This is a genomic window from Streptomyces sp. NPDC048248 (assembly GCF_043201875.1).
Taxonomy (GTDB): domain Bacteria; phylum Actinomycetota; class Actinomycetes; order Streptomycetales; family Streptomycetaceae; genus Streptomyces.
In genome coordinates, this window is the sequence record NZ_JBICZL010000002.1 from 490961 (window position 1) to 513905 (window position 22945).

Sequence of the window (22945 nt, forward strand, 5' to 3'; positions counted from 1 at the left end):
GTACGAACCGCGGATGCGCTCCTCGGGAAGGAGCCCGCGATTCCGGCCGCGAAGGGCGAACCTCCCCCTCCGGCGCAATCGGATGCACCATGGAAGAAGGGGTGGCCGCGTCTGTCAGTCGGAGGAGTGAGACCGATGGCCAAATTCATGGACATCCACCGCGGGATGAAGGACATCACGGCCGCGCAGCTCAAGGAGGCGCACGAGGCCGATCTCGCCATCGAGAACGAGGAGAACGTCCACTTCGAGCACGCCTGGGCCGACCCGACCTCCGGCGATGTCTTCTGCCTGTCCGAGGCCCCCTCGGCAGAAGCGGTGCAGCGCATCCACACCCGCACCGGCCACGCGGCGGACGAGATTCACGCGGTGCCGCTCATGATCTGAGCCCGCGCCTGCGAAGGCGAGCGGACTTCTGCACAGCCCGGCAGCGACCCGGCGCCCGACCTGTCCGACTGCGTCAGGCGGCCCGGCAGCCGGGCGCCCGGCACGGCTCGCGGGCCGGATCCGTGCGTCCGGCTGCGGCGCGGGCGGCTACCGAGCAGGCTGGGGGCATGCGCGGCCAAGCTCCGATCGTGGTCCACCGCCCCTCCCCCACCGGTGGGCGGCGTGTCACTGTGCGTGAACAGATCCTCGGCCTCGCCCATGACGACCAGGACCTGATCGAGTTCCTGCGCCGGGCAGGGGTGGCCGAACCGGGAGAGATCCTCGACGACCCGCTGTGGGTGGAGTGGCGGGACGGGCCCGCCCACGAGTACGGGCGAGCGCTCGGCCCCCGGTGAGCGACGCCCGCGGCACCGCCGCCGCGGGCGGTCGCACCGGCGTCCCTCAGGCTTTCGGGATGTCGAAGTAGCGGTTCAGCGCGGCGGCCAGGGCGAGGTCACCGGACAGCTTGAGCCTGCGGGTGAGGAGCATGGTCATCGGGTTGCCGTTGCCGGAGACGAGCTTGAGGAACTCGACGTCGCCCATGGTCAGGGTCAGCCGCGGCTCGGTCTCCGTACGCCCCTTGCGCACGGCGCACTCGCCGTCCGCGAGGATGGTCTCGTAGACCACCTCGGACTCGCCGGTGATGTGCCAGCGGATGACGGCCGCCACCGTCCCCGCGGCCTCCGGGCGGAACTGACGGCTCATCCGGCCGAAGACCTCTGCGAGCACCCGCGTCCGCAGCTCGCCTTCGGCCAGCTCGGAGATCTGGCGGGTGGTCAGCCCCTTGACGATGCTCGCGAACTCCTGCGGGGTGACACTCGCGAAGTCCAGCGCGGCCAGCCGCGCGCGCACGTCGTCGGCCACGGAAGCCTCCTTGCTCGACCGGCCGTACCCAACCGGCTGTGCTCGACCTTCTCTACCCAACCGTAAACTTACTACAGAGTAAGTTTATGTCGGTGGTGGATAGGCTGGCAAGGATGAGCGACACACGCAGGCGACGCATCCCCAGGCCGGTCCGGGAACAACAGATCATCGACGCGGCGATCCAGGTCTTCGCCAAACGCGGCTACCACGCCGCCGCGGTCGACGAGATCGCCGAGCTGGCCGGCATCTCCAAACCGATGGTCTACCTCTACCTCGACTCCAAGGAAGGGCTGTTCCTCGCCTGCCTGCGGCGCGAGGCGGGCCGCCTGGTGGCCGCTTTCCAGGCCGCGGCAGGTGAGGCGCACTCCCCCGAACTCCGCCTGCGGGCCGGACTGCTGGCGTTCTTCACCTTCGTCGCCGAGCACCGCGGCAGCTGGGTGATACTGCACCGCCAGGCCGCGGAACTGAGCCCGGCCATCGCGGCGGAGGTCGCGTGCGGGCGCCGGGCGGTCATGGCGGAGGTCGCCGGGCTGATCCAGGACGGCGTCGCGGACAGCGCCGCACGCCCGGCCGCCGAGGAGGCCGACTTCGTGGCCCACGCCCTGGTCGGCGCCGCGGACACCCTCACCGACTGGATGGCGCGGCACCCCGAGGAGTCCCCGGAGCGGATCACTCTGCGCCTGATGAACATGGTGTGGGTCGGGATGCGCAATGTGCTCGACGGCGAGGTCTGGACCCCGGCGGAGAGCTGAGCCGGGTCTCGGTGGCCCCGGAGCGTTGCCGCCGACGGGACTCGCCGTCCGGCGCCACGCGGTCTGGTGCATGCCGCGGGCGGGCCGGTAGAAGGAAGGATGACCACAGAGAAGAGTGAGCCGTTGGCCGGAGCCGCGCCGGGGGGTGCGGGGATCCCCGCGACGTGTACGCCGCCGGGGACCGGTACGGCACCCACCACCGCGCGGCGGCCGACCACCGAGGAGATGCTGCGGACCAATCAGGCCAACTGGGACGCCCGTACCCCCGTCCATGTGGCCAGCGAGTTCTACGGACTGGACGGCTCCAGGACCGCCGACGACTGGTTCGCGCCGTTCGAGTGGACCGATCTGGGCGATCTTTCGGGGCGGGACGTCCTGCATCTGCAATGCCATCTGGGGACCGAGACGGCGGCGTTCGCGGAACGGGGCGCGCACGCCGTGGGTCTGGACTTCTCCGCGGCAGCGGTCGCGGAGGCGCGGCGGCTCGCCGACGAGGCGGGGCGGGACGTGGAGTTCGTCCGGTGCGACGTCCACCGGGCCGCCGACGCGCTCGGGGATCGCCGGTTCGACGTGATCTACACCGGTAAGGGCGCGCTGTGCTACCTGCCGGACCTGGCCGTATGGGCCGGCGTCGTCAGCTCCCTGCTGCGGCCGGGCGGGGCCCTCTACCTCGTGGAGTTCCACCCGCTGCTGGACGCCCTGGGCCCGACCCCGGGCGCGGAGCGTCAAGATCTCCTGCTGCGTCACGACTACTTGGCCGGACGCGGCCCCCTCAGGAGCGACACGCCGTGCACCTACACCGACGGCCCGCCGGTGACGGGCGCGACGACGAGCTACGAGTGGCGGCACGGCATCGGCGAGGTCATCTCGGCCGTGGTCGGCGCGGGTCTCACCGTCCAGGTCGTGCGGGAGACGGAGCTGCTGCCCTGGAAGCGCTTCGAGTCGATGGTCCCGTCGGACAACGGCTGGTGGCGCCTGCCTCCGTCGGAGCCGATCATTCCGATGCTGTACGCGGTGCGCGCGGTGAAGGACTGACCCCACCGGCGCCCGCCCGCGCCTTCGCACCTGAGGGGAGGCGCGGGACACCCGTACGCGACACGCGGGTGCCTCAGTCCCCCTCGCGCCGGTAGACCGACCGCAGCAACTGGTCCTTGGCCGGGCCGCCGACCCGCCAGCGCAGATGCCACTCGTCCGGTGCGACCACGGTGAATGTCCCCTCGTACCGGTCCGCGGCGCAGGGGTGCACGGCGGTCCACCTGCCGGTGCGCAGGTCCAGGTCGTGGAAGGGCCGGCCGTCGGCGAAGTCGACCTCCGCGGTGCCGTCGGACAGCGGGCGCACCCGGAGGGTCCGGCTCGCCGGATGCACCGCACCGCCCCAGGTCAGCTCGCCTTCCTCCAGATGGAGCAGTGCGTCACCCGCCGGGCCCGGCCGGAACTCCGCCATGCCGCGAAAGCGTCCCTCGGTGCCCCCGAGCAGGTCGTACACGGCGCGTTCGACGCGCCAGCGGCCGGTGAGATAGGCCGCGGCGTCGGGGACCGGGAGGGCAGGGGCGGGGCCGGGCGCGGTGGACATACCTTCCATTGTCCCGGCCACGCGGAGCCGCCTCGCAGCCCCCCACCGGCGAGCGGCATCGACCGCAGGAAGGCGTCACCGTTCCCCCGCCGTGGCCCGGGCGCCGCTCTCCGGCCGCCCTCTTCACCCGCGCCGACCTGCGCCATTACGAGGCACCCCCCACCCGGCCCCTCGTGTCGTGCGGCCCCGCGGGACCCGTCTTACTGTCGGTGCAGACATCGTCACCGAGGTCCGCATCGCCGGGCCGGCCGGCGTCCCGGCGGCAGCGCGCCGCCGGTTGGGCACCGCGCCCGCCGCAGGCTCCTACACGACCGGAGACCGGAGGCCCCACATGCCGGAGCTGTTCATCGGCGGTCAGTGGACCGCAGCCGCCGACGGGCAGGTGCGCGAGATCCGCTGCCCGGCGGACGGCACGCTGGTCGCGACCGTCGACGAAGGCGGGCCGAAGGACGCCGCGGCGGCGATCACCGCGGCCCGTACCGCCTTCGACGACGGGCCCTGGCCACGGACACCGGTCGCCGAGCGCGGCCGATTGGTCCTGCGCGTCGCGGACCTGCTGGAGCGTGACAAGGCCGCACTGGCCAGGGAAGAGTCGCTGGACACCGGGAAGCGTCTGGTCGAGAGCGCGTACGACATGGACGACATCGCCAACTGCTTCCGCCACTTCGGCAATCTCGCCGCGGCCGGCGGCACCGACCGGGTCGTGGACACGGGCATCGGCGAGGTCGAGAGCACGGTGCGGCACGAACCGGTCGGCGTCTGCTCGCTGATCACGCCGTGGAACTATCCGCTGCTCCAGACCGCCTGGAAGGTGGCCCCGGCCCTCGCCGCCGGCAACACCATCATCCTCAAGCCCAGCGAGCTGACGCCCCACACGGCCATCCACCTCATGCGCCTGCTGGCCGAGGCGGGACTGCCGGACGGGGCAGCCAACCTGGTCCTCGGCACCGGCCCCGCCGTGGGCGCACCGCTCACCACCGACCCGCTGGTGGACATGGTGTCCTTCACCGGCGGTCTGCTGACCGGCCGCCGCATCATGGCCGCCGCGGCGCCGACGGTGAAGAAGATCGCCCTCGAACTGGGCGGCAAGAACCCCAACATCGTTTTCGCGGACGCCGAGTTCGAGACCGCCCTCGACTACGCCCTGATGGCGGTGTTCCTGCACTCCGGGCAGGTCTGCTCGGCGGGAGCCCGGCTGCTCGTACAGGACGAGCTGCACGACGCGTTCGTCGACGAGCTGGTCTCCCGGGCCCGGCGCATCCGGCTGGGCGGGCCGTTCGACGAGAACGCCCGCACCGGTCCGCTGATCTCCGCCGCGCACCGGGCGAAGATCGAGGCGTATGTCGCCGCGGGGCTGGAGGAGGGCGCCGTACTGCTGTGCGGCGGATCGGCACCCGACGACCCGTCACTGGCGGACGGCTTCTACTACCTGCCGACGGTGCTCGACGAGTGCACCCCGGACATGACCGTCGTGCGCGATGAATCGTTCGGCCCGGTGCTGACCGTCGAACGGTTCCGCGACGAGGAAGAGGCGATCTCCCTCGCCAACGACACCATCTACGGACTGGCCGGCGCGGTCTGGACGCAGGACAGCGGGCGCGCCCGGCGGGTCGCCTCCCGGCTGCGCGCCGGCACCGTGTGGATCAACGACTTCCACCCGTACGTCCCGCAGGCCGAATGGGGCGGCATGAAGCAGTCCGGAGTGGGCCGCGAGCTGGGTCCCGCGGGCCTGGCGGAGTACCAGGAAGCCAAGCACGTCTGGCGCAACACCGCGCCGCAGGCGCAGAGGTGGTTCGAGTGAGCGACCCAGGTTCCGAACCCGTCCGCCCCGGCACCCGGGCGGACGGTTCCCACGACGACGACTCGCTCGCCGAACTCGGCTACAAGCCCGAACTCAAGCGCACCCTCGGAAACTTCCACACCTTCGCCGCGGGGATCAGCTACATCTCGATCCTCACCGGCACCTTCCAGCTCTTCTACTTCGGCGTCAGCTTCGGCGGCCCGGCGTACTGGTGGTCGTGGCCGATGGTCTTCGTCGGCCAGCTGATGGTGGCTCTGTGCTTCTGCGAGCTGGCCGCCCGGTACCCGGTGGCCGGGTCGATCTACAACTGGGCCAAGAAGCTGGGCGGGCCGCACATCGGCTGGCTCGGCGGCTGGATGATGCTGACCGCCACCATGGTCTCGCTGTCCGCCGTCGCCCTCGCCTACCAGGTGACGCTGCCGCAGATCTCGTCGTGGTTCCAGTTCATCGGCGACGGCACCGGCAAGACCGACGCCGCGGCCAACGCCGTGCTGCTCGGCTCCGTGCTCGTCGCGTTCACCACGCTGGTCAACGCCTTCGGCGTGAAGCTGATGGCCCGGATCAACTCGGCGGGCGTGGCGATCGAGCTGATCGCCGCCATCGTCCTGATCATTCTCCTCGCCGCGCACGTCACCCGCGGCCCCAGCGCAATCACCGAGACCAACGGCCTGGGCAAGGGCGACCAGCTGGGCTACTTCGGTGCCTTCCTGACCGCCTCCCTGGCCTCCGCCTACGTCATGTACGGCTTCGACACGGCCTCGTCGCTCGGCGAGGAGTCCAAGAACCCGGGTCGCAACGCCCCGCGGGCGATCCTGCGCGCGCTGATCGCCTCCTTCATCATCGGCGGCCTCATCCTGCTCTTCGCTCTGCTGGCGGTCCCCGATCTGCAGGCCAAGGAACTGTCGGTGGACGGCCTGCAGTACGTGGTTCTCTCCACGCTCGGCTCGACGATCGGACAGATCGTGCTGTGGTGCGTGGTCATCGCCATCACCGTGTGCGAGCTGGCGGTGCACACCGCCGGCATCCGGCTGGCCTTCGCGATGGCGCGGGACAACAACCTGCCCGCTGCGTCCCTGCTCGCCAAGGTCAGTCCCCGCTTCCAGACGCCGGTGCTGCCCGCCGTCATCATCGGCCTGGTGGCGGTCGGCATCCTCGTCATCAACATCAACCAGCCGCAGATCTTCTCGGTCATCACCAGCATCGCGATCATCATGATCTACCTGGCGTATCTGCTGGTGACGCTGCCGATGCTGGTCCAGCGCCTGCGCGGCAACTGGACCCCGGCCGAGGGGAAGTTCTCCCTCGGCAAGTTCGGGCTCCCGGTGAACATCCTCGCCGTGCTGTGGGGCGCCGCGATGTCCCTCAACCTCGCCTGGCCGCGCGCCACCGTCTACAACGCGACCGGCCCGCAGCACTGGTACCTGCGCTGGGGTGCCTTCCTCTTCGTCGGCGTCGTGGGCCTCGGCGGATTCGCCTACTACTGGTTCATCCAGCGCAAGCGCACGGGGGTCCTGGCCGGCCACGCCGCCGACGTCCCCGACCCCACCACCCCCAAGAAGCCCTGAGCTGGCGACAGCACCAAGCCCTGAGAGGCCCCCGTGGACGACAACCGTACGGACAACGAGCCGCTGGACACGTTCGACTACGTCGTCGTCGGCGGCGGTACGGCAGGCGCCGTCGTGGCGGCACGGCTCAGCGAAGACCCCTCCGTCACCGTCTGCCTCCTGGAAGCCGGCCCTTCCGACGTCGACGACCCGAACATCCTGCGTCTCGACAAGTGGATGGGGCTGCTCGAATCGGGCTACGACTGGGACTACCCGGTCGAACCGCAGGCGAACGGCAACAGCTTCATGCGCCACGCCCGCGCCAAGGTGCTGGGCGGCTGCTCGTCCCACAACTCCTGTATCGCCTTCTGGGCGCCGGCCGAGGACCTCGACGAGTGGGCCGCTTCGGGCTGTACGGGCTGGAGCGCGGCCGACTGCTTCCCGCTCTACCAGCGCCTGGAGACCAACGACTCCCCCGGCGATCACCACGGCCGCAGCGGCCCGGTGACGCTGCGCAGCATCCCGCCCCGCGACCCGTGCGGCGTCGCCCTCCTGGAGGCGTGCGCGGCGTCCGGCATTCCGACCACTCCCTTCAACACCGGCCGGACCGTCGTCCGCGGCGCCAACTGGTTCCAGATCAACTGCCGCCCCGACGGCACCCGCTCCTCCGCGTCCGTCTCCTACCTGCACCCTGTCATGGGCAGCCGGCCGAACCTGGACGTCCGCACCGGCCTCCAGGCGAAGCGGCTGGTGTTCGACGGCGACCGGCGCTGCACCGGCGTCGACTACCTCGCCGCCGACCTGGTCCACACCCGCCGCATCGGTGCCCGCCGCGAGGTCATCGTCTCCTGCGGCGCCGTCGACTCCCCCAAGCTGCTGATGCTGTCGGGCATCGGCCCGGCCGGGCATCTGCGTGAGGTGGGCATCGAGACGCTCGTCGACTCCCCCGGTGTCGGCTCCTACCTCCAGGACCACCCGGAGGGCGTGATCATGTGGGACGCGAAGCAGCCCATGGTCACCTCCTCCACCCAGTGGTGGGAGATCGGCATCTTCGCCGACACCGAGCCGGGCCTGGACCGGCCGGACCTGATGTTCCACTACGGGTCGGTGCCCTTCGACATGAACACTTACCGCCGGGGCTATCCCACCTCGGAGAACGCGTTCTGCCTCACGCCGAACGTCACCCGCGCCCGTTCGCTGGGCACCGTCCGGCTGCGTACCCGCGACTTCCGCGACAAGCCCAAGGTCGACCCGCGCTACTTCACCGACGAGCACGACGTCCGCGTGATGACCTACGGGCTGCGGCTCGCCCGCGAGATCGTCGCCCAGTCCCCGATGGCGGACTGGGCCGGCGCCGAGCTGGCCCCCGGCCCCGACGTCCGCTCCGACGCCGAACTGCTCGACTACATCCGCACCACGCACAACACCGTCTACCACCCCGCCTGCACCGTCCGGATGGGCGCCGCCGACGACCTGGGCGTCCCGCTCGACCCGCATCTGCGGGTCAAGGGCGTCAGTGGTCTGCGGGTCGCCGACGGCTCGGTGATGCCGTTCCTGCCGGCGGTGAACCCGTGCATCACCACGATGATGATCGGCGAGAAGTGCGCGGACCTTGTCCGCAGCGGCTGACCGTCGGCATGACCTACCCTCACGCGCGACCGGGTCCCGTAGCATCCCGCCATGACCAACTCCCCCCGCCCCGCGCGGATATGACGATCCCCGACCCCGTGGCCGCGGCCCGCGACGTCGTGCGGGCGCACCATCCGCACGCCCTCGCCGCGTTCCTCGGCGGCAGCGCTCCCACCGAGCGGCGCACGGCCACATCCGACCTCGACATCGTCGTCGTGCTGTGCGGCGACGCGGCCCCGTCCCGGCACAGCTTCCGGCACGCCGGATGGCCGGTCGAGCTGTTCGCCCACACGGAACGGACCTGGCGCGCGTTCATCGAGCGCGAGACCGCCGCACGCCGTTCGCCGCTGCTGTGGATGTGCGCGGCGGGCGTGCTGCTCCTCGACCGGGACGGCGTGGGCGAGCACCTGGCCCGGGAGGCACGGACCCGGGCCGCGGCCGGACCTGCCCCGGTGACCGCCGCGGAGCTGGACGACCGCCGCTACGCCCTCACCGACCTCCTCGACGACCTCGAAGGCTGCGCGGCGGACACGGAGCGACTCTTCATCGTCTCCGAGCTGGCCCGCCGTACCGGCGAACTCGTGTTGCTGCGGCACGGCGCGTGGCTCGGCGGCGGCAAGTGGCTGGCCCGTCGGCTGGAGGGTGTCGATCCCGACTTTCCGGAGCGCCTGCAAGCCGCGTCCCGCGCCGCCATGGACGGCGGCTCCGGCCCGCTCGTCGCCCTGGTCGACGAGGCGCTGGGGCCCGTGGGCGGCCGACTGTGGGCGGGATATCACCGGCAGGGAACGCCCTGATCGGACGGGCATACGGCGCGTCTGCGCCCTTCCGGCCCTTCGCCGAGGGCCCCTGCCGCCAAAAGCAGAAAAACCCCAGATCAACTGGGGTTTTCGCTGGTGTCCGAGGGGGGACTTGAACCCCCACGCCCGATAAAGGGCACTAGCACCTCAAGCTAGCGCGTCTGCCATTCCGCCACCCGGACTAGGTGTCATCGACACGGGGCGTTCCCCGCGGCGACATGGACAACAATACCAAGCTTTCGGAGTGCCCTTCACCTGCGTATCTGCGCGCCACATAACCCTGATTTATGGCTGATGAGGGGCAAATCATACTTCGCCGCGCGGTCGCGGGCACGGCCTGGCGGCCGCCTGTCGGATCGACGGGCAGCCGCTCGGCCCGAGATGGCACCGTGCGCTCCTGATCGGGGCCCTGGATCGCACGGTGCCGACGAGCGGCGGCGCGGACCGGGCCCGCTACGGCATGAGGTGGTAGTCGGGGAAGTTGCCCGGCAGCCGTTCGGCCTCCGGCCCCTCGGTCACCGCTTTGACCAGGAGCTCACCGCCGACGAATGCGCCGCTCCAGGAGTTGCCGAAGCCGCCGAAGAGCTCCTCGCGGTCGCCTCGGGAGCGGGGCTTGCCATGACCGACCTTGAAGGCGCGGATCTGTGGCGCGAGGCGCTCGTAGGTCTCCTGGTCATCGCAGGAGAGGCTCGCCACCAGGGCGCCGTTGCTTGCGTTCATGGCGGCGAGGAGTTCGGCCTCGGTGTCGACGAGAACGATGGTGTCGACCGGGCCGAAGGGCTCGGCGTGGTGCAGCGGGGAGGCCGGCGGCGGGGCCAGCAGGGTGGTCGGGGGGAAGTAGGCAGAGGTGTCCTGGGAGGGCAGGAAGCGCCCTTCGGCCAGGCTGCCCCGGTGGAGGGGGACGGCGCCGCGGGAGATCGCCTCCGTGGTGAGGTCGGCGAGTTCCTTGGCCTTGGTGGCGTTGATCAGCGGGCCGAAGTCCAGTTCCGGAAGCGGGTCGCCGGGGGCGTTGACGGCCAGTGGGTGGCCGAATCGGACGCTGCGTACTGCCGGGAGGTATGCGGTGAGGAAATCGGCGAAGGCGGCGCGCTGGACGACGAAGCGGGGATAGGCGGTACAGCGCTGTTTGGCGTAGTCGAACGTCTTACGGATCAAGGGGGTCAGCGCGGGCCAGTCGGTGTGGTTCCAGATGCCCCAGGTGTTGAGGCCCTCTTGTTCGAGGATGTGGCGCTTGCCCAGGTCGGCGACTGCGGTGGCGACGCGGGCACCGGTGTCGCGGCCGCCGACGAAGGAGACGCAGCCGATCTCCGGAGAGCGGACCAGGGCCGGGGACAGCTCCCGGCCGCTGCCGCTGACCAGCGTGGCCGGGACACCCTCGCGGGCGGCCAGCGCGCAGGCCAGGGTCAGGCAGGACACGCCGCCGTCCGTCGGGGTCTTGGCGATCACGGCATTGCCGGCCAGGGCCTGGACGAGCATCGCGTGGATGAGGACCGACATCGGGTAGTTCCAGCTCGCGATGTTGCTGACCGGGCCCGGCAGCGGGGTGCGGCCGGCGAGCATCCGGTCGATCTCGGACACGTACCAGCGGACACCGTCGATGGCGCGGTCGACGTCGGCCTGCGCGAGCTTCCAGGGCTTGCCGATCTCCCAGACCAGGAGGAGGGCGAGCAGTTCGCGGTGTTCGGTGAGGGCGTCGAGGGTCGCCGAGATGCGCGCCTTGCGTTCGGGGAGGGGGATGTGGCGCCAGGCCCTGTGCTCGTCGAGGGAGGCGCGGACGGCGTGCAGCGCGGCGTCCGCGTCGAGGCGGGGCGGACCGGCGATGGGGGTGCCGTCCACGGGACTGGTGGCGGGCAACGGGTGGCCGTCCGGCTGCCATTGGCCGTCCCAGAGGTTGCGGACGTGGTCGTCGGCGAATGCCTCGGGGGCGGCGGCGAGACTGCGCTCCCAGGCGTCCCGCCAGGAGGTGCCGGGTTTGAGGCTGCGGGGCGGGTCCGCGGGTGGCGCATTCCGCGGGTCGGGGGTCGTACTGCGGGTGGGTGCCATCGTTCTTCTCCGCTCTCGGTGCACGGCCGGAGGGGCAGGGTGGTGGCGCTCGGTCGGCTCCCCGGTGGAACCGTGTGTTACCGGACGGTAGTGGTCCGTGACTGCCCTGCGGGACGGTCCGGCGTCAGATATGGCGAGTGTCACTCGGCCCGGTCGGCGCGACCACCCGGGAGGGGCGGTCGGCGGGCCAGGTGCTCCCGGACGGGCCGCGCTGCCCGGTGCGAGTACGTCCGACGCGCACCCCCGCCGCCTCCAGGGCCGTCTTCTTCGCCTGATGCTGATGCCCTGCCTTGCGGCCCAGGAGGCGATCGCGCCGGCTGGCCCGGGGTCCGCCCTCGGGGGCGGTGAGGCATCAACGTGGACGTGGAACTCTGCCTGGACGGCGCCGGGTTCGGCCACCTCACCCGGACGAGGGTGGGCGGTGCCGTGATGGCACCGCCCACCCTCGTGGTGTCGCGGGAGGTCAGTCGGCGGACGGTCGGCCCGGCTCCTCCAGCGTCCGGTCGGCGATCGCGCGGTGGTGGCGGACCACTTCACCGATGATGAAGTTCAGGAACTTCTCGGCGAAGGCCGGGTCGAGCCTGGCGTCCGCGGCCAGGGTGCGCAGCCGGGCGATCTGCGCGGCCTCGCGGGCCGGGTCGGCGGGCGGCAGGCTGTGCCGGGCCTTGAGCTCGCCGACCTGCTGGGTGCACTTGAAGCGCTCGGCGAGCAGGTGCACCAGGGCGGCGTCGAGGTTGTCGATGCTGCCGCGCAGATAGCGCAGCTGCTCGCGGGCCGCCTCGTCGGCGACGGTGGCCGTGTCGCCGGCCGCCGGTGCTGTCCCCTCGCTCATGTGCGTCTCGCCATTCGTCATCGGGTGGTGCGTGATCGCCTGCACATTACCCGGACCCGGGGATGGCCCTCGGCACGGTCTCGCGGATCGGACCGGACCCGGCCGGAGGGCACCCTGGAGCTCGACCACGCTCGTGCATCAGTGTTCCTGTCGGCGCAGGCCCCGGAGGTGGCGGGCGGAACGTTCGGCGGTGGACAGCGAGCCGGCCGGGTTGGCGGCCGGGTCGACGGCGTCGTCGCGTTCGACGATCCAGTGGTGGTCGCGGGGGTCGCACCCCTTGCGCCGGTTCACCGTGGCCAGAAAGCGCCGGTAGTCGATGTCGCCGTCACCGACGTCGACCATGCGGTAGCCGTCCTGTTCGGCGGTGTCGTGTTCGCCGTCCTTGACGTGGAAGAGCGGATAGCGGTTGGGGGCCTTGAGCACGTAGTCGAGGGGTTCGAAGGGGGCGGGAGTGTCGTCGGGCCGCCGGGAGAAGCGGTATTGCGCGACGTAGGCCCAGAAGATGTCCATTTCGAGGAAGACCAGGTCGGGGTCGGTCTCGGCGAGCAGCACGTCGTAGAGCCTTATGCGTGGGTCGTCGGTGGCGAAGGAGAACTCCTCGGCGTGGTTGTGGTGGTAGAAGCGCAGCCCGCGGGCCCTGGCGGCGGCTCCGTAGGTGTTGAACTCCTCGGCGGCGCGCTTCCAGGCGTCGACAGTGTCGCCGTAGCGGTTGGGGCTGGAGGGCGTCCCGACGTACGGCAGGCCGAGCGCCTCCGCGTCGTCGAGGACCTGGGTCAAGTTGGTGGCGAAGGTGTACGCATTGGGGTCGGTGGAGGAGTAGCCGACATGACTGCCGACGCCCCGCAGGCCGTTGTCCCGCAGCAGGCGCTTGAGCTGCGCGAGGTTGATGGGGCCCGCGCTGCCCTGTGTGTAGCCCGCGAACTCGACCTCGTCGTAGTGGTAGCGGGCGAGCTCCTCGAAGACCCGGGCGAAGCCGAGCGAACCGGTCTGGTCGCGCAGGGTGTAGAGCTGGATGCCGAGACGGCCGGGCGGCAACAGCCTGCGGTGGCCTTGTGGCGCGGGAACTGCCGCGGGAACGGCCGCGGTCGCGGTGTGGGCTCCGAGGAGGGCGGCGGCCGTGGTGCCGGCCGCGACGCCGAGGAATCTGCGCCGGGCGAGGGTGCGGGCGAGGTCGCGGGTGCGCTCGGGGTCGTGGGTCATGGTCGGCTCCTGGAGGTGGGTGGCGTGCGGTGGGCTGCCGGTGCGGCCGGGGGCTCGGGGTGGCCGGCGGCCTGGCTCGGCAGAGGGCCTGTCAGGTGAGTCGGGCGAGGCGGAGCAGCAGGGGCTTGATGTCGGTGGCCTCGGGGGCTTCCGGCAGGGTGTCCGGCTGCGAGCAGATGAGGACCGGGCCGTCGGCGGCATCGGCGGGCAGCAGGCCGTGGCTGCCACGCACCGGCTCGGGGTCGAGGGGGACGACGGCCATGCGGTAGCGCATCCCGGTCTTCTTGCGGGCCAGCGCTGTCGCGGCGCGCAGGCGGACGTACGGGTCCCGCGGGTCCATGAAGAGTTCCGCCGGGTCGTAGCCGGGCTTGCGGTGGATTTCGACGAGGCGGGCGAAGTCGGGAGCGTGGGCGTCGTCGAGCCAGTAGTAGTACGTGAACCAGGCGTCCCGCTCGGCCAGCGCGACGAGTTCGCCGGCACGCGGGTGATCGATGCCGTACTCCTTCTTGCCTTCGTCGTCCAAGAGGTCTGCGAGACCGGGGAGGTCGGCGAGCGCGGCGCGCGTGGCGGCGAGGTCCTCGGGACGGCGGACGTAGACGTGCGCGATCTGGTGGTCGGCGACGGCGAAGGCGCGGGACGCGGTGGGGTCGAGGTACTCCATGCCGTCCTGGGTGTGTACCTCCAGCAGGCCGGCCCTGCGCAGTGCCCGGTTGATGTCGACCGGGCGGCGCACCCGCGTGATGCCGTACTCGGAGAGCGCGACGACGGTGGTGCCGGCGTTGCGCGCGTCGTCGAGCAGGGGCGCGAGGACGGTGTCAAGCGCGGTTGCCGCGGCGTGGGCGCGGGGGTCGTCGGGACCGTAGCGCTGGAGGTCGTAGTCCAGGTGCGGCAGGTAGGCGAGGGTGAGGTCGGGGCGGCGGGTGCGGTGGAGGTGCCGCGTGGCGTCGGTGATCCACTGCGACGAGGCGAGCGAGGCGGTCGGCCCCCAGTAGGTGAAGAGGGGGAACGGGCCCAGCAGATCGGTCAGTTCGTCGTGGAGGGCGGGCGGCCGGGTGTAGCAGTCGGGTTCCTTGCGGCCGTCGGCGTAGTAGATGGGGCGCGGGGTCACGGTCCAGTCGGTGTCGGCTCCCATGGCGTACCACCAGCAGACGTTGGCGACGGTGTAGCCGGGGTGCGCGCGGCGGGCGGCGTCCCAGATCTTGTCGCCTCCGACGAGGGCGTTGTGCTGCCGCCAGAGGTGGACCTCGCCGACGTCGCGGAAGTACCAGCCGTTGCCGACGATGCCGTGCTCCGCGGGGGTCGTGCCGGTGAGGAAGGTCGACTGGACGCTACAGGTGACGGCGGGCAGGACGGTGTTCAAGGGACGCTGCGCGCCGGCCTCGGCGAGGGCGGACAGATGCGGCATGTGGCACAGCAGGCGCGGGGTGAGGCCGACGACGTCGAGGACGAGCAGCCGCTGCACGCCGTCGGTGCCGGGTGCGGTGGGGTCGGTCACGGCAGCTCCTTGAGGCCGAGGTCGGTCAACAGGTCACGGGCCAGGGACAGTTCGGCGGCGATACCGTCGACCAGCCGGGCGCGGCTGCGGGGGCGCAGTGCGGCCGGCAGCGCCTGCCAGGTGTACGTCTCGACCTCCAGGTGGTGCGTACGCGGCGCCGGCCCGCCGACCAGGAGGGTGAGGGTGTCCTGGAGGACCGCCATGGTGGAGGTGAGGGGCGGCTCGGGCGGGGCGTGCAGCGGCACGTGGAAGTGGGCGCGCCAGGGGGCGGTGGTGGGCAGGCCGCCTCGGTCGGCGAGCGCTTCGTCGAGGTCGTCGGTTGCCCGCAGCGTGCCCTGCGGACTGCGGGTCCTGGTCTGGTGCAGGAACCGCGGTTCGGCGAACGCGCCGAGGGCCTCGCGCACTTCGGGCCGGTCGGGGTGCTCGGCGTGCAGCGCGGCGGACAGCTGGGACTTGACGATGGGCACCGCCGCCCGGTGCAGCGCATCGAGGGCGCGCGCCGGGTCCTCGAAGGAGGTGGCTAGGTGGCAGGTGTCGACGCAGATGCCGATGCGCGGTTGCCGGGTGGAGGGCTGCCCCGCGGTGCGCGGCCCGTCGGCACGGTCCCGGTTGACGGCACCGAGGGGGCCGATCGCGTCCGCGGTGGTCTCGACGGTGCAGCCGGGTTCGGGCTCCAGGCCGACGCGGACGGAGCGGCCGGTGAGTTCGTGCAGGGCGTCCAGCCGCTCGGCGAGGAGACGCAGCGCGTCGAGGGCGGTGTCCTGCCGTTCGGTGGCGCCCCGGACCGGGTCGAAGTCGGTGCGCCAGCCGAGGGGGAGGGTGGAGATGGTGCCTTCGGTGGCGTCGTCCGGGAGCAGGGCGGTCAGCAGCCGCGCCAGGTCGGTGGTGTGCTCCAGCCGTTCGGGCTCGGTCCAATCGGGCCGGTAGACGCGGTATTTGACGTGCTGGTCGCCGAAGCCCTGGTAGGGGAAGCCGTTGAGGGTGACCACTTCGAGGCCGCGGCCGTCCAGCTCACCGCGGAGCCTGCGCAGCGCCGCGGGGTCGGCGGTCAGCGCGCGGGCGGCGTCCCTGGCGAGCCAGAGCCCGATGCCCAGGCGGTCGCGGCCCAGGCGCTTGCGGACCGGTTCGCAGTGGTCGCGAAGCTGGCCGAGCACACCGTCGAGGGTCTCGGCGGGGTGGACGTTGGTGCAGTAGGCCAGGTGGACGGTGGAGCCGTCGGGGTGGCGGAAGCGCATGCCGGTGCCCTCCTCATTCCCCGCCGCGCAGGATGGAGTTGCCCTCGTACAGTGCGCCGGGTGGCGTGGTGTGCAGGTCAAGGCGGCCGCTCTGCCCGTAGAAGGCGGCGGGGTTGCGCCACAGCACCTTGTCGACGTCGTCCTCGGTGAAGCCGGCCGCGAGCATGGCGTCACCGGCCTGCCGGGTGGTCAGCGGATCGCTGCGGCCCCAGTCCGCCGCGGAGTTGACCATGATCCGGTCGGTGCCGTGCAGGCGCAGGATCCGCACCATCCGGTCGGCGTCCATCTTGGTGTCGGGGTAGAGGGAGAAGCCGAGCCAGCAGCCGCTGTCGGCGGCCTCGCCCACGGTGGTCTCGTTGAGGTGGTCGAGGACCACCCGCTCGGGGGCGAGGGCTGATTCGCGCAGCACGTCGAGGGTCCGGCGGAGCCCGGCGGCCTTGTCCCGGTGCGGGGTGTGGACGAGCGCCGGCAGTCCGTGCTCGGCGGCGAGCTGGAGCTGGGTGGCGAGGGCGGTGTCCTCGGCCGGGGTCATGGAGTCGTAGCCGATCTCGCCGACGGCGACGACTGAGTCCTTCGCGAGGTAGCGGGGCAGGGCGTCCAGGACGGGCGTGCAGCGCGGGTCGTTGGCCTCTTTGGGGTTCAGCGCCAGCGTGCAGTGGTGGGCGATGCCGTACTGGGCTGCGCGGAAGGGCTCCCAGCCGAGGAGGGAGTCGAAGTAGTCGAAGAAGGCGGCGGCCGAGGTACGGGGCTGCCCCAGCCAGAAGGACGGCTCGACGACGGCCCGGACGCCGGCGGCGTGCATGGCCTCGTAGTCGTCGGTGGTGCGGGAGGTCATGTGGATGTGCGGGTCGAAGATGCGCATCGGGACTCCTCGCGTGGTGGGGGTCAGGCCGTTGCCGGTGGTACGGCGGGGAGCCGGGGCGGCTCGGTGGGCGGGGCGGGATGGTCGGGGGCCGGGCCGGTGAGGGCCAGGGCATGGTGGAGGTCGTCGGGTACGGCGCGGCCCGCTGCGGTGCGTTCGCGGGCGTAGTCGCCGAGCATCCGGGCCAGTTCGGTGTCGTCCGCCGCCCGCTCCGCGAGCCCGGCGACGGCTCGCACCGGTACGCCGGTGAACAGGCACTTCAGGACGGCGTGCCGCCAGGCGTGGGCGTCGAGGTGGCGGGCGGCGTAGGGCCCGACGGCCGCCGCGACCAGCCGGGTGTCGTTGGTGCGCAGGGCGTCCTCGACGAGTGGCCGGGCTCCCGGGCCGAGTTCGAGGTGGGGCAGGGCGGCGAGGACGGCGCGGCGCTCGGCGGCCGTGCCGTGCGCGTACAGCCGGGTCACCGTCGGAACATCGGCGTGGGCGGCGCACAGGATGAGGACGCGGGCGGCCTCTGCCGCTTCGGGGTCCGCGGCGTGTGGCGGCTCCGGCCGGGTGCAGTGCCGCCCCGCCTCGGCGAACCGCGTCTCCCAGGCGGGCGGCTTCCCCGCGGGCGGCTCGGGCACCCCGAGGGCGGCAGCGGTGTCGGTGGGGTGATCCGCGTCGGCTGCCGGCCGGGCGGACGTGGCGGTCCCGGCGGCTTCGGTCAGCGAAGCGGTGAGCCAGGCACTGGCCGAGGTGTGCAGACGGGTGTGCAGGGCGGTGTACAGCCGGGGGATCCAGTCGTCCGCGGTCGTCAGCATGAGGGGGCTCCCGCGGGGCCGGCGAGGAGGGCGGTGGGCTGCGGCGTGGTGTCGCGCGGGGCCGCGGCCGCCCGGAGGAAGCGCAGGGAGGACGCGGCGAGCTGGGGGCCGGCGTGGGAGTGACGGGGCAGTTCGACTCCCACCAGGCCCCGATAGCCGATGTCCTGGAGTGCCTGGAGGACCGGTGGGAAGTCGATCTCGCCCGTGCCGAACGGCAGGTGCTCGTGCACACCCCGCCGCATGTCCTCGATCTGGACGTGGCGGAGCCAGGGCGCCGCGGCCCGTACGCATGCGGCGGGCGGGTCGGGCTCCAGGTACTGACAGTGGCCGATGTCGAGGGTCAGGCCCAGGAGCGCGGCGGGCGGGTCGCCGAGGGCGGTGCGCAGTCCGTGGAACCCGGCGAGGTCCCCGATGAGGTGGCCCGGCTCCGGTTCGACGGCGAGCGGTACCCCGGCTTCCGCTGCCGCGTCGAGGACGGGGCCGATGGCGTCGACGAGCCGGTGGCGGGCGACATCCTCGGGGGTGCCGTCGGGCCGCACGCCGCTGAAGCAGTGGACGGCCGTTGCGCCCAGGTCAGCGGCGACGCGGACCGCGGTGCGCAGCAGTCCGGTGCGTCGCGCGCGGGCGTCCGGGTCGGGGTCCAGGAGCGTGGGGTGGTGCTTGCGGTACGGGTCCAGGACGTAGCGCGCGCCCGTCTCGATGGCCACCGAGAGGCCCAACGCGTCGAGCCTGCGGGCGACATGGGCGGTCCGGGCCTGCAGATCAGGGGCGAGCGGGTCGAGGTGCATGTGGTCGAGGGTCAGCGAGACGCCGTCGTAGCCGAGGTCGGCCAGCAGGGCGAGGGCGTCGGTGAGGCGGAGGTCGGTGAGGCCGTTGGTTCCGTAGGCCAGCCGCAGGGCGGGCGTCGTCGTCATGTCGGGCTGACCTTCCTCGACAGCCGCCGGGCGGCGGGGATGAGCGCCAGCAGCGCGGCGCCGGTACCGGGTGCTCCGGCTCGGGCGGTGAGCGCCGCCTGGAGCGGGATCATGGCGCGGATGCCGCCGCCGACGGCGCGTTGGAGGAAGTAGGGCGAGGGGTTGAGGGCTGCCTGGAGGAGCGGACGGGCGGCCGTGGCGGCATAGCCGGCGGCCAGTGCGGCGGTGACGGCGGTGGTCGCGGGCGTGTCGCGGACCGCGCGGGGCAAGGCGGCCGACACCGCCCGGGAGAGGCGGCGCACGGTCCCGGCGGGGTGCGAAGTGGCGAGTACGGTCCCGGCGCGCCGGGGAGCGGGCGCCGGGGACGGCGCGGCCGTCCTGCTCCGGTCGGCACCGGCCCGCGCTACGGCGGCGACGGCGGCCAGGCCGGCGAGCGGCAGACCGGCGGAACTGCCTTGCGCCTCTCGGCGCGAGACGGTGGTGACGGCGAGGGTGTGGGCCCCGAGCAATGCCGCGGAGGGCAGGGCCGCGAAGGCGCGCCGCCGCGCCCCGGCCCCGGCCGCCTGCCGCAAGGGCCCCGCCGTGGTCGGCGCCCCCGCAGTCTTCCGCGGGCCGGTGGCAACGGCGCCCTGGAGGAGGTCCAGCGCGCGGGCGCAGGCCATCGCGGCGGGTCCCGCCGCGGTGTTCTTGAGGTACAGGTCGTAGGCCCAGACCGTCGCGGCGAGGGCGGTGCCGGTGAGGAGGGCGGGGCGGCCGGCCGCTGCGGCGAGGGCGAGGCCGGCTGCGGTCAGTCCGGAGGCCGCGGCGAACGCGGCGGGCGGGCCGATCCGGCCGGACGGAAGGGGCCGGCCGGGACGTTCGACGGCGTCGATGCCGCGGTCGGCCCAGTCGTTGAGTGCCATCCCGGCCTCGTAGAGGCAGAGGGACGAGCAGGTGGCGAGGAGAGTGCGGTGGTCGGGCCGCCGGCCGCCGGCCGCGGCACCCGCCAGCAGGTCGCCGGGGACGGTGAAGAGGGCGGAGACGCGCAGCAGCTCGGCCCAGGCGCGCCCCGTCGCGCGAAGCGAGGAGGAACTGCCGGGAACGGGTCCGGACGGGTGGGCGGTGCGGGCCGGACCCCCTTCCAAGAGCCCGGCCGCGCCCGTACGCCCGGTGACGGAATCCCCCACAGAGCCCGCCACCGGGCCGCTCATGACGGGCGGCGTCCGCGCGCCGCCCCCGGGCGCCGCACTGCCCGAACCGGCCGGAGAGCCGCCCGGGCGGACGCCCTGCCTGTCTCCGGCTTCCCCTTGCTCCGTCGGTTCATGCCTCCGGCGTCCGGCTCCTTGCGACGCGTTCGTGGCACCCACCGCCCGTGGCCCTCGCGCCACGTCCGCCCCGTAGGTCTCTCGCTCGCCCGTCACCTCACCAGCCCCTTTCGCCTCACGCCCATGTGTCGGCACACCGGTCTCCTCGTCGCCCGCGCCCGCCCCGCTCACGGGCGCCGGCCCGCGCGCAGCCGGTCGGCGAAGGCGACGAGGTCCGCGTACTGGTCGGAGAGGGCGGACGGGCCGCCGTCCGGGTCCTTGAAGTAGAAGCCGAGCGCGGGTTGCGGCCCGGACAGGCCGACGGCCTGGGCGGCGGCCAGCAACCGGGCCAGGTCCAGGATGAGGGGCGCGGCGAGTGCCGAGTCGCAGCCCTGCCAGATGGTCTGCAAAATCATCCGGTTGCCGAGGAACCCGTCGAAGGCGATGTGGTCCCAGGCGGTTTTCCAGTCGCCGAGTGCCGGGACGTTGTCGATGTGCACCTCGCCCGCGGGAAGCTCACCGAGGGTGTCGGACAGCACGCGCGCCTTCCCCGCGTTCTTCGCGGCAGCGGCACCCGGCTCCTGGAGGGTCGCGCCGTCACCGCCGCCGAGAAGGTTGGTGCCGGACCAGGCGCGTACGGCGAGCACCCGCTGGCTGAACATCGGGGCGAGCACACTGCGCAGCAGGGTCTGGCCCGTCTTGCCGTCGCGGCCGGCGTACGGCAGCCCGCTCACGGCTGCCATCTCCTGGAGGAGGGGGTGGTGCAGGCCGGTGGAGGGGGTGAAGTTGAGGTAGGGACAGCCGGCGCGCAGCGCGGCGTGCGCGTAGAGCGAGCTGGTCGGCAGCCGGTCCGCGCGGGGGTCCCGGGGGGCCGGCTCGGTGGCGGCGACGTTGATCACGACGGTGCGGTCGAGGCCGTGGTCGCGGCGGAACGCGCGCAGATCGGCGGCGAAGGCCGCGACCAGCTCGGCGTCGTCGCGGGTGTCGCCGTTCTGTGGGCCGCCGGGGCGGATCGCGGCGTCCGCCGCGGCGAGTTCGGCGTGCACGGCGCGCGGCAGGCCGGGCGGCAGGACGCCGCCCGCGGCCAGTTCCTCGGCGCGTTTGGGGAGCGAGCAGGAGGCGATGTCGTGGCCGCCGAACACGAGGGAGGCAAGCGGCGGCAGGGCCGGGACGGGTGGCTCGGTGAAGGGGCCGGTCTCGGTGACCATGCCGGTGGGCGGGTGCAGGCCCGCGGTGAGCGCGGCGCAGCCGGCGATCACGGTGGTGGCGACGGAGCCGCGGGCACCGATGAGCCAGACCCCGGTGCGGCCGGGCGACGCGCCCCGCTCCCCCGCGGCCTCCACCGCTCGTACGGCCCTGGCGTTGTCCCCTCCCGCCGCCCCGGCGGGGGCTGCCTGCTCCGCCGGCGTCCCGTCAGAATGCCGTCGGGCCATCACTTGCCACCCTTCCCCCGTGTCCCGCCCGCCGGCGTGTCCGGCAGTTCCTTCACCCGGATGTTGCGGTAGGACACCTCGTCGTCGGCACCGTGGTTCTGGATGCCGATGTGCCCCTGACGCAGGCTTCGGGCGGGATCGGTGTTGGTGAAGTCGTTGATCTTGCTGCCGTTGAGCCAGATCTGCAGGCGTTCGCCCTGCACGCGGATCTCGTAGGTGTTCCAGGAGCCGGGCGGGTTCAGCGCGGCGTCGCGGGCCGCGATGTCGGCGGCCTGGAAGGTGTAGACCGAGCCGGTGGTCCGGTCGGGTGCGTCGGTCGCGTCGATCTGGATCTCGTAGCCGTTGTCGACGGCGGTCCAGGGGTCGTCCGAGGGCGGGAAGCCCACGAAGATCCCGGAGTTGTCGTCCCCGGTCATCTTCCAGTCGAGCTTGAGGGAGTACGCGCCGAACTCCTTCGCCTCGTACCACAGGAGGCCCATGCCGCCGGAGGACGTCAGGGTGCCGTCGTCGCCGAGGGTGAAGGATCCGGGCCCGGCCTGTTTCCAGCCGTCCGTCGAGGTGCCGTCGAAGAGGGGACGGTAGCCCTGTTCGGGACGGCAGTCGGCCTGGGCGGCGCCGGTGGCGTAGCGGATGCCGCCGAGCAGGTGGGTGCGGAACGCCGGTTGCGCGTACGACTCCTTGGTGTGGCCCGCGCCGGTGTAGAAGGCACGTCCGCCCTGGTACTCCTGGCACCAGGAGAGCGGGTGGTCGCCGTTCATGTTGCCGCCGCTGTACGTCGACTCGTCGAGGGTGGCGAGGACATGGGCGCGCTCACGCGGGTTGGTGCGGTAGTTGTACCACTCGTCCGTGCGGTTCCAGGCGCCGTCCAGGTGGGCGGTGGCGGGGTGCGCGCGGTCCTCGACGCGGACGGTGGCGGGCTGGATGGCCGGGTGGGAGTCGAAGTAGGCGCCGGCGAGACCGCCGTAGAAGGGCCAGTCGTACTCGGTATCGGCGGCGGCGTGCACCCCGACGTACCCTCCCCCGTCGGCTATGTAGCGCTCGAAGGCGTCCTGCTGGCCGCTGTCGAGGACATCGCCGGTGGTGGAGAGGAAGACCACGGCGTCGTAGCGCGCGAGGTCGGTGTCGTTGAAGGTGGCGGCGTCCTCGGTGGCGTCGACGGCGAAGCCGTTCTGGCTGCCGAGTTCTTCGACGGCGGCGATGCCGTCGGGTATGGAGTCGTGACGGAAGCCCGCGGTCTTGGAGAAGACCAGGACGCGGCGTTCGTCGTCGTGCGGGGCCGGTGCGGCGGCGCCGGGGAGGGCCATGGCGGCGAGGAGGGTGGCGGCCGCGGCGGCCGTGACGCCCAGGCGTGCGGAGGGGTGCATCGGGTGTCCTTCCTCCGGGCGGGGCGCACGGTCCGGTCGGCCCGCCGGTTGCGGCGGGTGGGTCCGGTCCGTACGCCCCGGTCGGCGGGTGTCAGCCGTGG

General features: G+C 72.6%; 21 protein-coding genes and 1 tRNA gene. 8 read left to right on the forward strand and 14 right to left on the reverse strand.

Features of this window, described 5'->3' with window-relative positions; genetic code table 11:
* The first annotated feature begins 135 nt into the window (after nucleotides 1-135).
* Entirely contained in the window at nucleotides 136-384 is a 249-nt protein-coding gene (locus ACGFZW_RS05325) for an SCO4226 family nickel-binding protein (protein WP_393891677.1), read from the forward strand.
* Between the two features lie 167 nt (nucleotides 385-551).
* Nucleotides 552-779, forward strand: a complete 228-nt coding sequence (locus tag ACGFZW_RS05330; RefSeq protein WP_393891678.1) for a hypothetical protein — start codon at nucleotides 552-554, stop codon at nucleotides 777-779.
* A gap of 46 nt (nucleotides 780-825) precedes the next feature.
* On the opposite strand, the gene ACGFZW_RS05335 is transcribed toward ACGFZW_RS05330, so the two are convergent.
* Nucleotides 826-1287 (reverse strand): SCP2 sterol-binding domain-containing protein, encoded by a 462-nt coding sequence (locus ACGFZW_RS05335; RefSeq protein ID WP_393891679.1) that lies wholly within the window; start codon nucleotides 1285-1287, stop codon nucleotides 826-828.
* Between the two features lie 113 nt (nucleotides 1288-1400).
* Here ACGFZW_RS05335 and ACGFZW_RS05340 point away from each other — a divergent pair, with 113 nt between their 5' ends.
* On the forward strand, nucleotides 1401-2039 hold the full coding sequence (locus ACGFZW_RS05340; protein WP_393891680.1) for a TetR/AcrR family transcriptional regulator: 639 nt from the start codon (nucleotides 1401-1403) through the stop codon (nucleotides 2037-2039).
* A 225-nt stretch (nucleotides 2040-2264) separates the two neighbouring features.
* Nucleotides 2265-3074, forward strand: a complete 810-nt coding sequence (locus ACGFZW_RS05345) for a class I SAM-dependent methyltransferase (protein ID WP_393891827.1) — start codon at nucleotides 2265-2267, stop codon at nucleotides 3072-3074.
* Between the two features lie 73 nt (nucleotides 3075-3147).
* Here the strand turns inward: ACGFZW_RS05345 and ACGFZW_RS05350 are convergent, their stop codons facing one another.
* Nucleotides 3148-3612 (reverse strand): DUF6314 family protein, encoded by a 465-nt coding sequence (locus ACGFZW_RS05350; protein WP_393891681.1) that lies wholly within the window; start codon nucleotides 3610-3612, stop codon nucleotides 3148-3150.
* A gap of 331 nt (nucleotides 3613-3943) precedes the next feature.
* Between ACGFZW_RS05350 and ACGFZW_RS05355 the strand changes: the two genes are divergently transcribed.
* The 4 genes from ACGFZW_RS05355 to ACGFZW_RS05370 all read left to right on the forward strand — a co-directional run bounded on the left by ACGFZW_RS05355 (nucleotide 3944) and on the right by ACGFZW_RS05370 (nucleotide 9380).
* Nucleotides 3944-5413: an aldehyde dehydrogenase family protein gene (locus ACGFZW_RS05355; protein ID WP_393891682.1), complete on the forward strand. Its 1470-nt coding sequence runs from the start codon at nucleotides 3944-3946 to the stop codon at nucleotides 5411-5413.
* Entirely contained in the window at nucleotides 5401-6978 is a 1578-nt protein-coding gene (locus ACGFZW_RS05360) for an APC family permease (protein WP_393891683.1), read from the forward strand. Before ACGFZW_RS05355 ends, ACGFZW_RS05360 begins: the two co-directional genes overlap by 13 nt.
* A 63-nt stretch (nucleotides 6979-7041) precedes the next feature.
* Nucleotides 7042-8586, forward strand: a complete 1545-nt coding sequence (locus tag ACGFZW_RS05365; RefSeq protein ID WP_393891828.1) for a GMC family oxidoreductase — start codon at nucleotides 7042-7044, stop codon at nucleotides 8584-8586.
* Between the two features lie 80 nt (nucleotides 8587-8666).
* A complete protein-coding gene (locus ACGFZW_RS05370) occupies nucleotides 8667-9380 on the forward strand; it encodes a nucleotidyltransferase domain-containing protein (protein ID WP_393891684.1) in 714 nt (237 codons plus the stop codon).
* Between the two features lie 97 nt (nucleotides 9381-9477).
* Here ACGFZW_RS05370 and ACGFZW_RS05375 read toward each other — a convergent pair.
* From ACGFZW_RS05375 to ACGFZW_RS05430, 12 genes are all read right to left on the reverse strand, one after another.
* A tRNA-Leu gene (locus tag ACGFZW_RS05375) sits at nucleotides 9478-9565 on the reverse strand.
* A gap of 271 nt (nucleotides 9566-9836) precedes the next feature.
* Nucleotides 9837-11426: an aldehyde dehydrogenase family protein gene (locus ACGFZW_RS05380; RefSeq protein ID WP_393891685.1), complete on the reverse strand. Its 1590-nt coding sequence runs from the start codon at nucleotides 11424-11426 to the stop codon at nucleotides 9837-9839.
* A 463-nt stretch (nucleotides 11427-11889) separates the two neighbouring features.
* On the reverse strand, nucleotides 11890-12258 hold the full coding sequence (locus tag ACGFZW_RS05385) for a chorismate mutase (RefSeq protein ID WP_393891686.1): 369 nt from the start codon (nucleotides 12256-12258) through the stop codon (nucleotides 11890-11892).
* Nucleotides 12259-12396: 138 nt separating this feature from the next.
* On the reverse strand, nucleotides 12397-13458 hold the full coding sequence (locus ACGFZW_RS05390) for a sugar phosphate isomerase/epimerase family protein (protein ID WP_393891687.1): 1062 nt from the start codon (nucleotides 13456-13458) through the stop codon (nucleotides 12397-12399).
* Nucleotides 13459-13549: 91 nt separating this feature from the next.
* Nucleotides 13550-14953, reverse strand: coding sequence for an alkaline phosphatase family protein (locus ACGFZW_RS05395; RefSeq protein WP_393891688.1), 1404 nt, complete (start codon nucleotides 14951-14953; stop codon nucleotides 13550-13552).
* Entirely contained in the window at nucleotides 14950-16188 is a 1239-nt protein-coding gene (gene eboE, locus ACGFZW_RS05400; RefSeq protein WP_393891689.1) for a metabolite traffic protein EboE, read from the reverse strand. The genes ACGFZW_RS05395 and eboE overlap by 4 nt, the downstream gene beginning before the upstream one ends.
* A 13-nt stretch (nucleotides 16189-16201) precedes the next feature.
* Nucleotides 16202-17050 carry a TatD family hydrolase gene (locus ACGFZW_RS05405; protein WP_393891690.1) on the reverse strand — a complete coding sequence of 283 codons (849 nt, stop codon included), beginning with the start codon at nucleotides 17048-17050 and terminating at the stop codon, nucleotides 16202-16204.
* 23 nt (nucleotides 17051-17073) lie between these two features.
* Entirely contained in the window at nucleotides 17074-17850 is a 777-nt protein-coding gene (locus tag ACGFZW_RS05410; protein WP_393891691.1) for an EboA domain-containing protein, read from the reverse strand.
* Nucleotides 17844-18764, reverse strand: coding sequence for a sugar phosphate isomerase/epimerase family protein (locus ACGFZW_RS05415; RefSeq protein WP_393891692.1), 921 nt, complete (start codon nucleotides 18762-18764; stop codon nucleotides 17844-17846). Before ACGFZW_RS05415 ends, ACGFZW_RS05410 begins: the two co-directional genes overlap by 7 nt.
* A complete protein-coding gene (locus tag ACGFZW_RS05420; protein WP_393891693.1) occupies nucleotides 18761-19954 on the reverse strand; it encodes an SCO3242 family prenyltransferase in 1194 nt (397 codons plus the stop codon). Before ACGFZW_RS05420 ends, ACGFZW_RS05415 begins: the two co-directional genes overlap by 4 nt.
* Before the next feature lie 281 nt (nucleotides 19955-20235).
* On the reverse strand, nucleotides 20236-21480 hold the full coding sequence (locus ACGFZW_RS05425; RefSeq protein ID WP_393891694.1) for an inositol-3-phosphate synthase: 1245 nt from the start codon (nucleotides 21478-21480) through the stop codon (nucleotides 20236-20238).
* Nucleotides 21480-22844, reverse strand: a complete 1365-nt coding sequence (locus ACGFZW_RS05430) for a ThuA domain-containing protein (protein ID WP_393891695.1) — start codon at nucleotides 22842-22844, stop codon at nucleotides 21480-21482. Before ACGFZW_RS05430 ends, ACGFZW_RS05425 begins: the two co-directional genes overlap by 1 nt.
* Nucleotides 22845-22945 lie beyond the last annotated feature (101 nt).

Excerpts from the sequence above, each read along its gene's own strand:
- ACGFZW_RS05325 (WP_393891677.1), top strand. The coding sequence starts at position 136 with ATGGCCAAATTCATGGACATCCACCGCGGGATGAAGGACATCACGGCC.
- ACGFZW_RS05330 (WP_393891678.1), top strand. The coding sequence starts at position 552 with ATGCGCGGCCAAGCTCCGATCGTGGTCCACCGCCCCTCCCCCACCGGT.
- ACGFZW_RS05340 (WP_393891680.1), top strand. The coding sequence starts at position 1,401 with ATGAGCGACACACGCAGGCGACGCATCCCCAGGCCGGTCCGGGAACAA.
- ACGFZW_RS05345 (WP_393891827.1), top strand. The coding sequence starts at position 2,265 with ATGCTGCGGACCAATCAGGCCAACTGGGACGCCCGTACCCCCGTCCAT.
- ACGFZW_RS05350 (WP_393891681.1), bottom strand. The coding sequence starts at position 3,612 with ATGTCCACCGCGCCCGGCCCCGCCCCTGCCCTCCCGGTCCCCGACGCC.
- ACGFZW_RS05355 (WP_393891682.1), top strand. The coding sequence starts at position 3,944 with ATGCCGGAGCTGTTCATCGGCGGTCAGTGGACCGCAGCCGCCGACGGG.
- ACGFZW_RS05370 (WP_393891684.1), top strand. The coding sequence starts at position 8,667 with ATGACGATCCCCGACCCCGTGGCCGCGGCCCGCGACGTCGTGCGGGCG.
- ACGFZW_RS05380 (WP_393891685.1), bottom strand. The coding sequence starts at position 11,426 with ATGGCACCCACCCGCAGTACGACCCCCGACCCGCGGAATGCGCCACCC.
- ACGFZW_RS05385 (WP_393891686.1), bottom strand. The coding sequence starts at position 12,258 with ATGAGCGAGGGGACAGCACCGGCGGCCGGCGACACGGCCACCGTCGCC.
- ACGFZW_RS05390 (WP_393891687.1), bottom strand. The coding sequence starts at position 13,458 with ATGACCCACGACCCCGAGCGCACCCGCGACCTCGCCCGCACCCTCGCC.
- eboE (WP_393891689.1), bottom strand. The coding sequence starts at position 16,188 with ATGCGCTTCCGCCACCCCGACGGCTCCACCGTCCACCTGGCCTACTGC.
- ACGFZW_RS05405 (WP_393891690.1), bottom strand. The coding sequence starts at position 17,050 with ATGCGCATCTTCGACCCGCACATCCACATGACCTCCCGCACCACCGAC.
- ACGFZW_RS05410 (WP_393891691.1), bottom strand. The coding sequence starts at position 17,850 with ATGCTGACGACCGCGGACGACTGGATCCCCCGGCTGTACACCGCCCTG.
- ACGFZW_RS05415 (WP_393891692.1), bottom strand. The coding sequence starts at position 18,764 with ATGACGACGACGCCCGCCCTGCGGCTGGCCTACGGAACCAACGGCCTC.
- ACGFZW_RS05420 (WP_393891693.1), bottom strand. The coding sequence starts at position 19,954 with ATGAGCGGCCCGGTGGCGGGCTCTGTGGGGGATTCCGTCACCGGGCGT.
- ACGFZW_RS05425 (WP_393891694.1), bottom strand. The coding sequence starts at position 21,480 with ATGGCCCGACGGCATTCTGACGGGACGCCGGCGGAGCAGGCAGCCCCC.
- ACGFZW_RS05430 (WP_393891695.1), bottom strand. The coding sequence starts at position 22,844 with ATGCACCCCTCCGCACGCCTGGGCGTCACGGCCGCCGCGGCCGCCACC.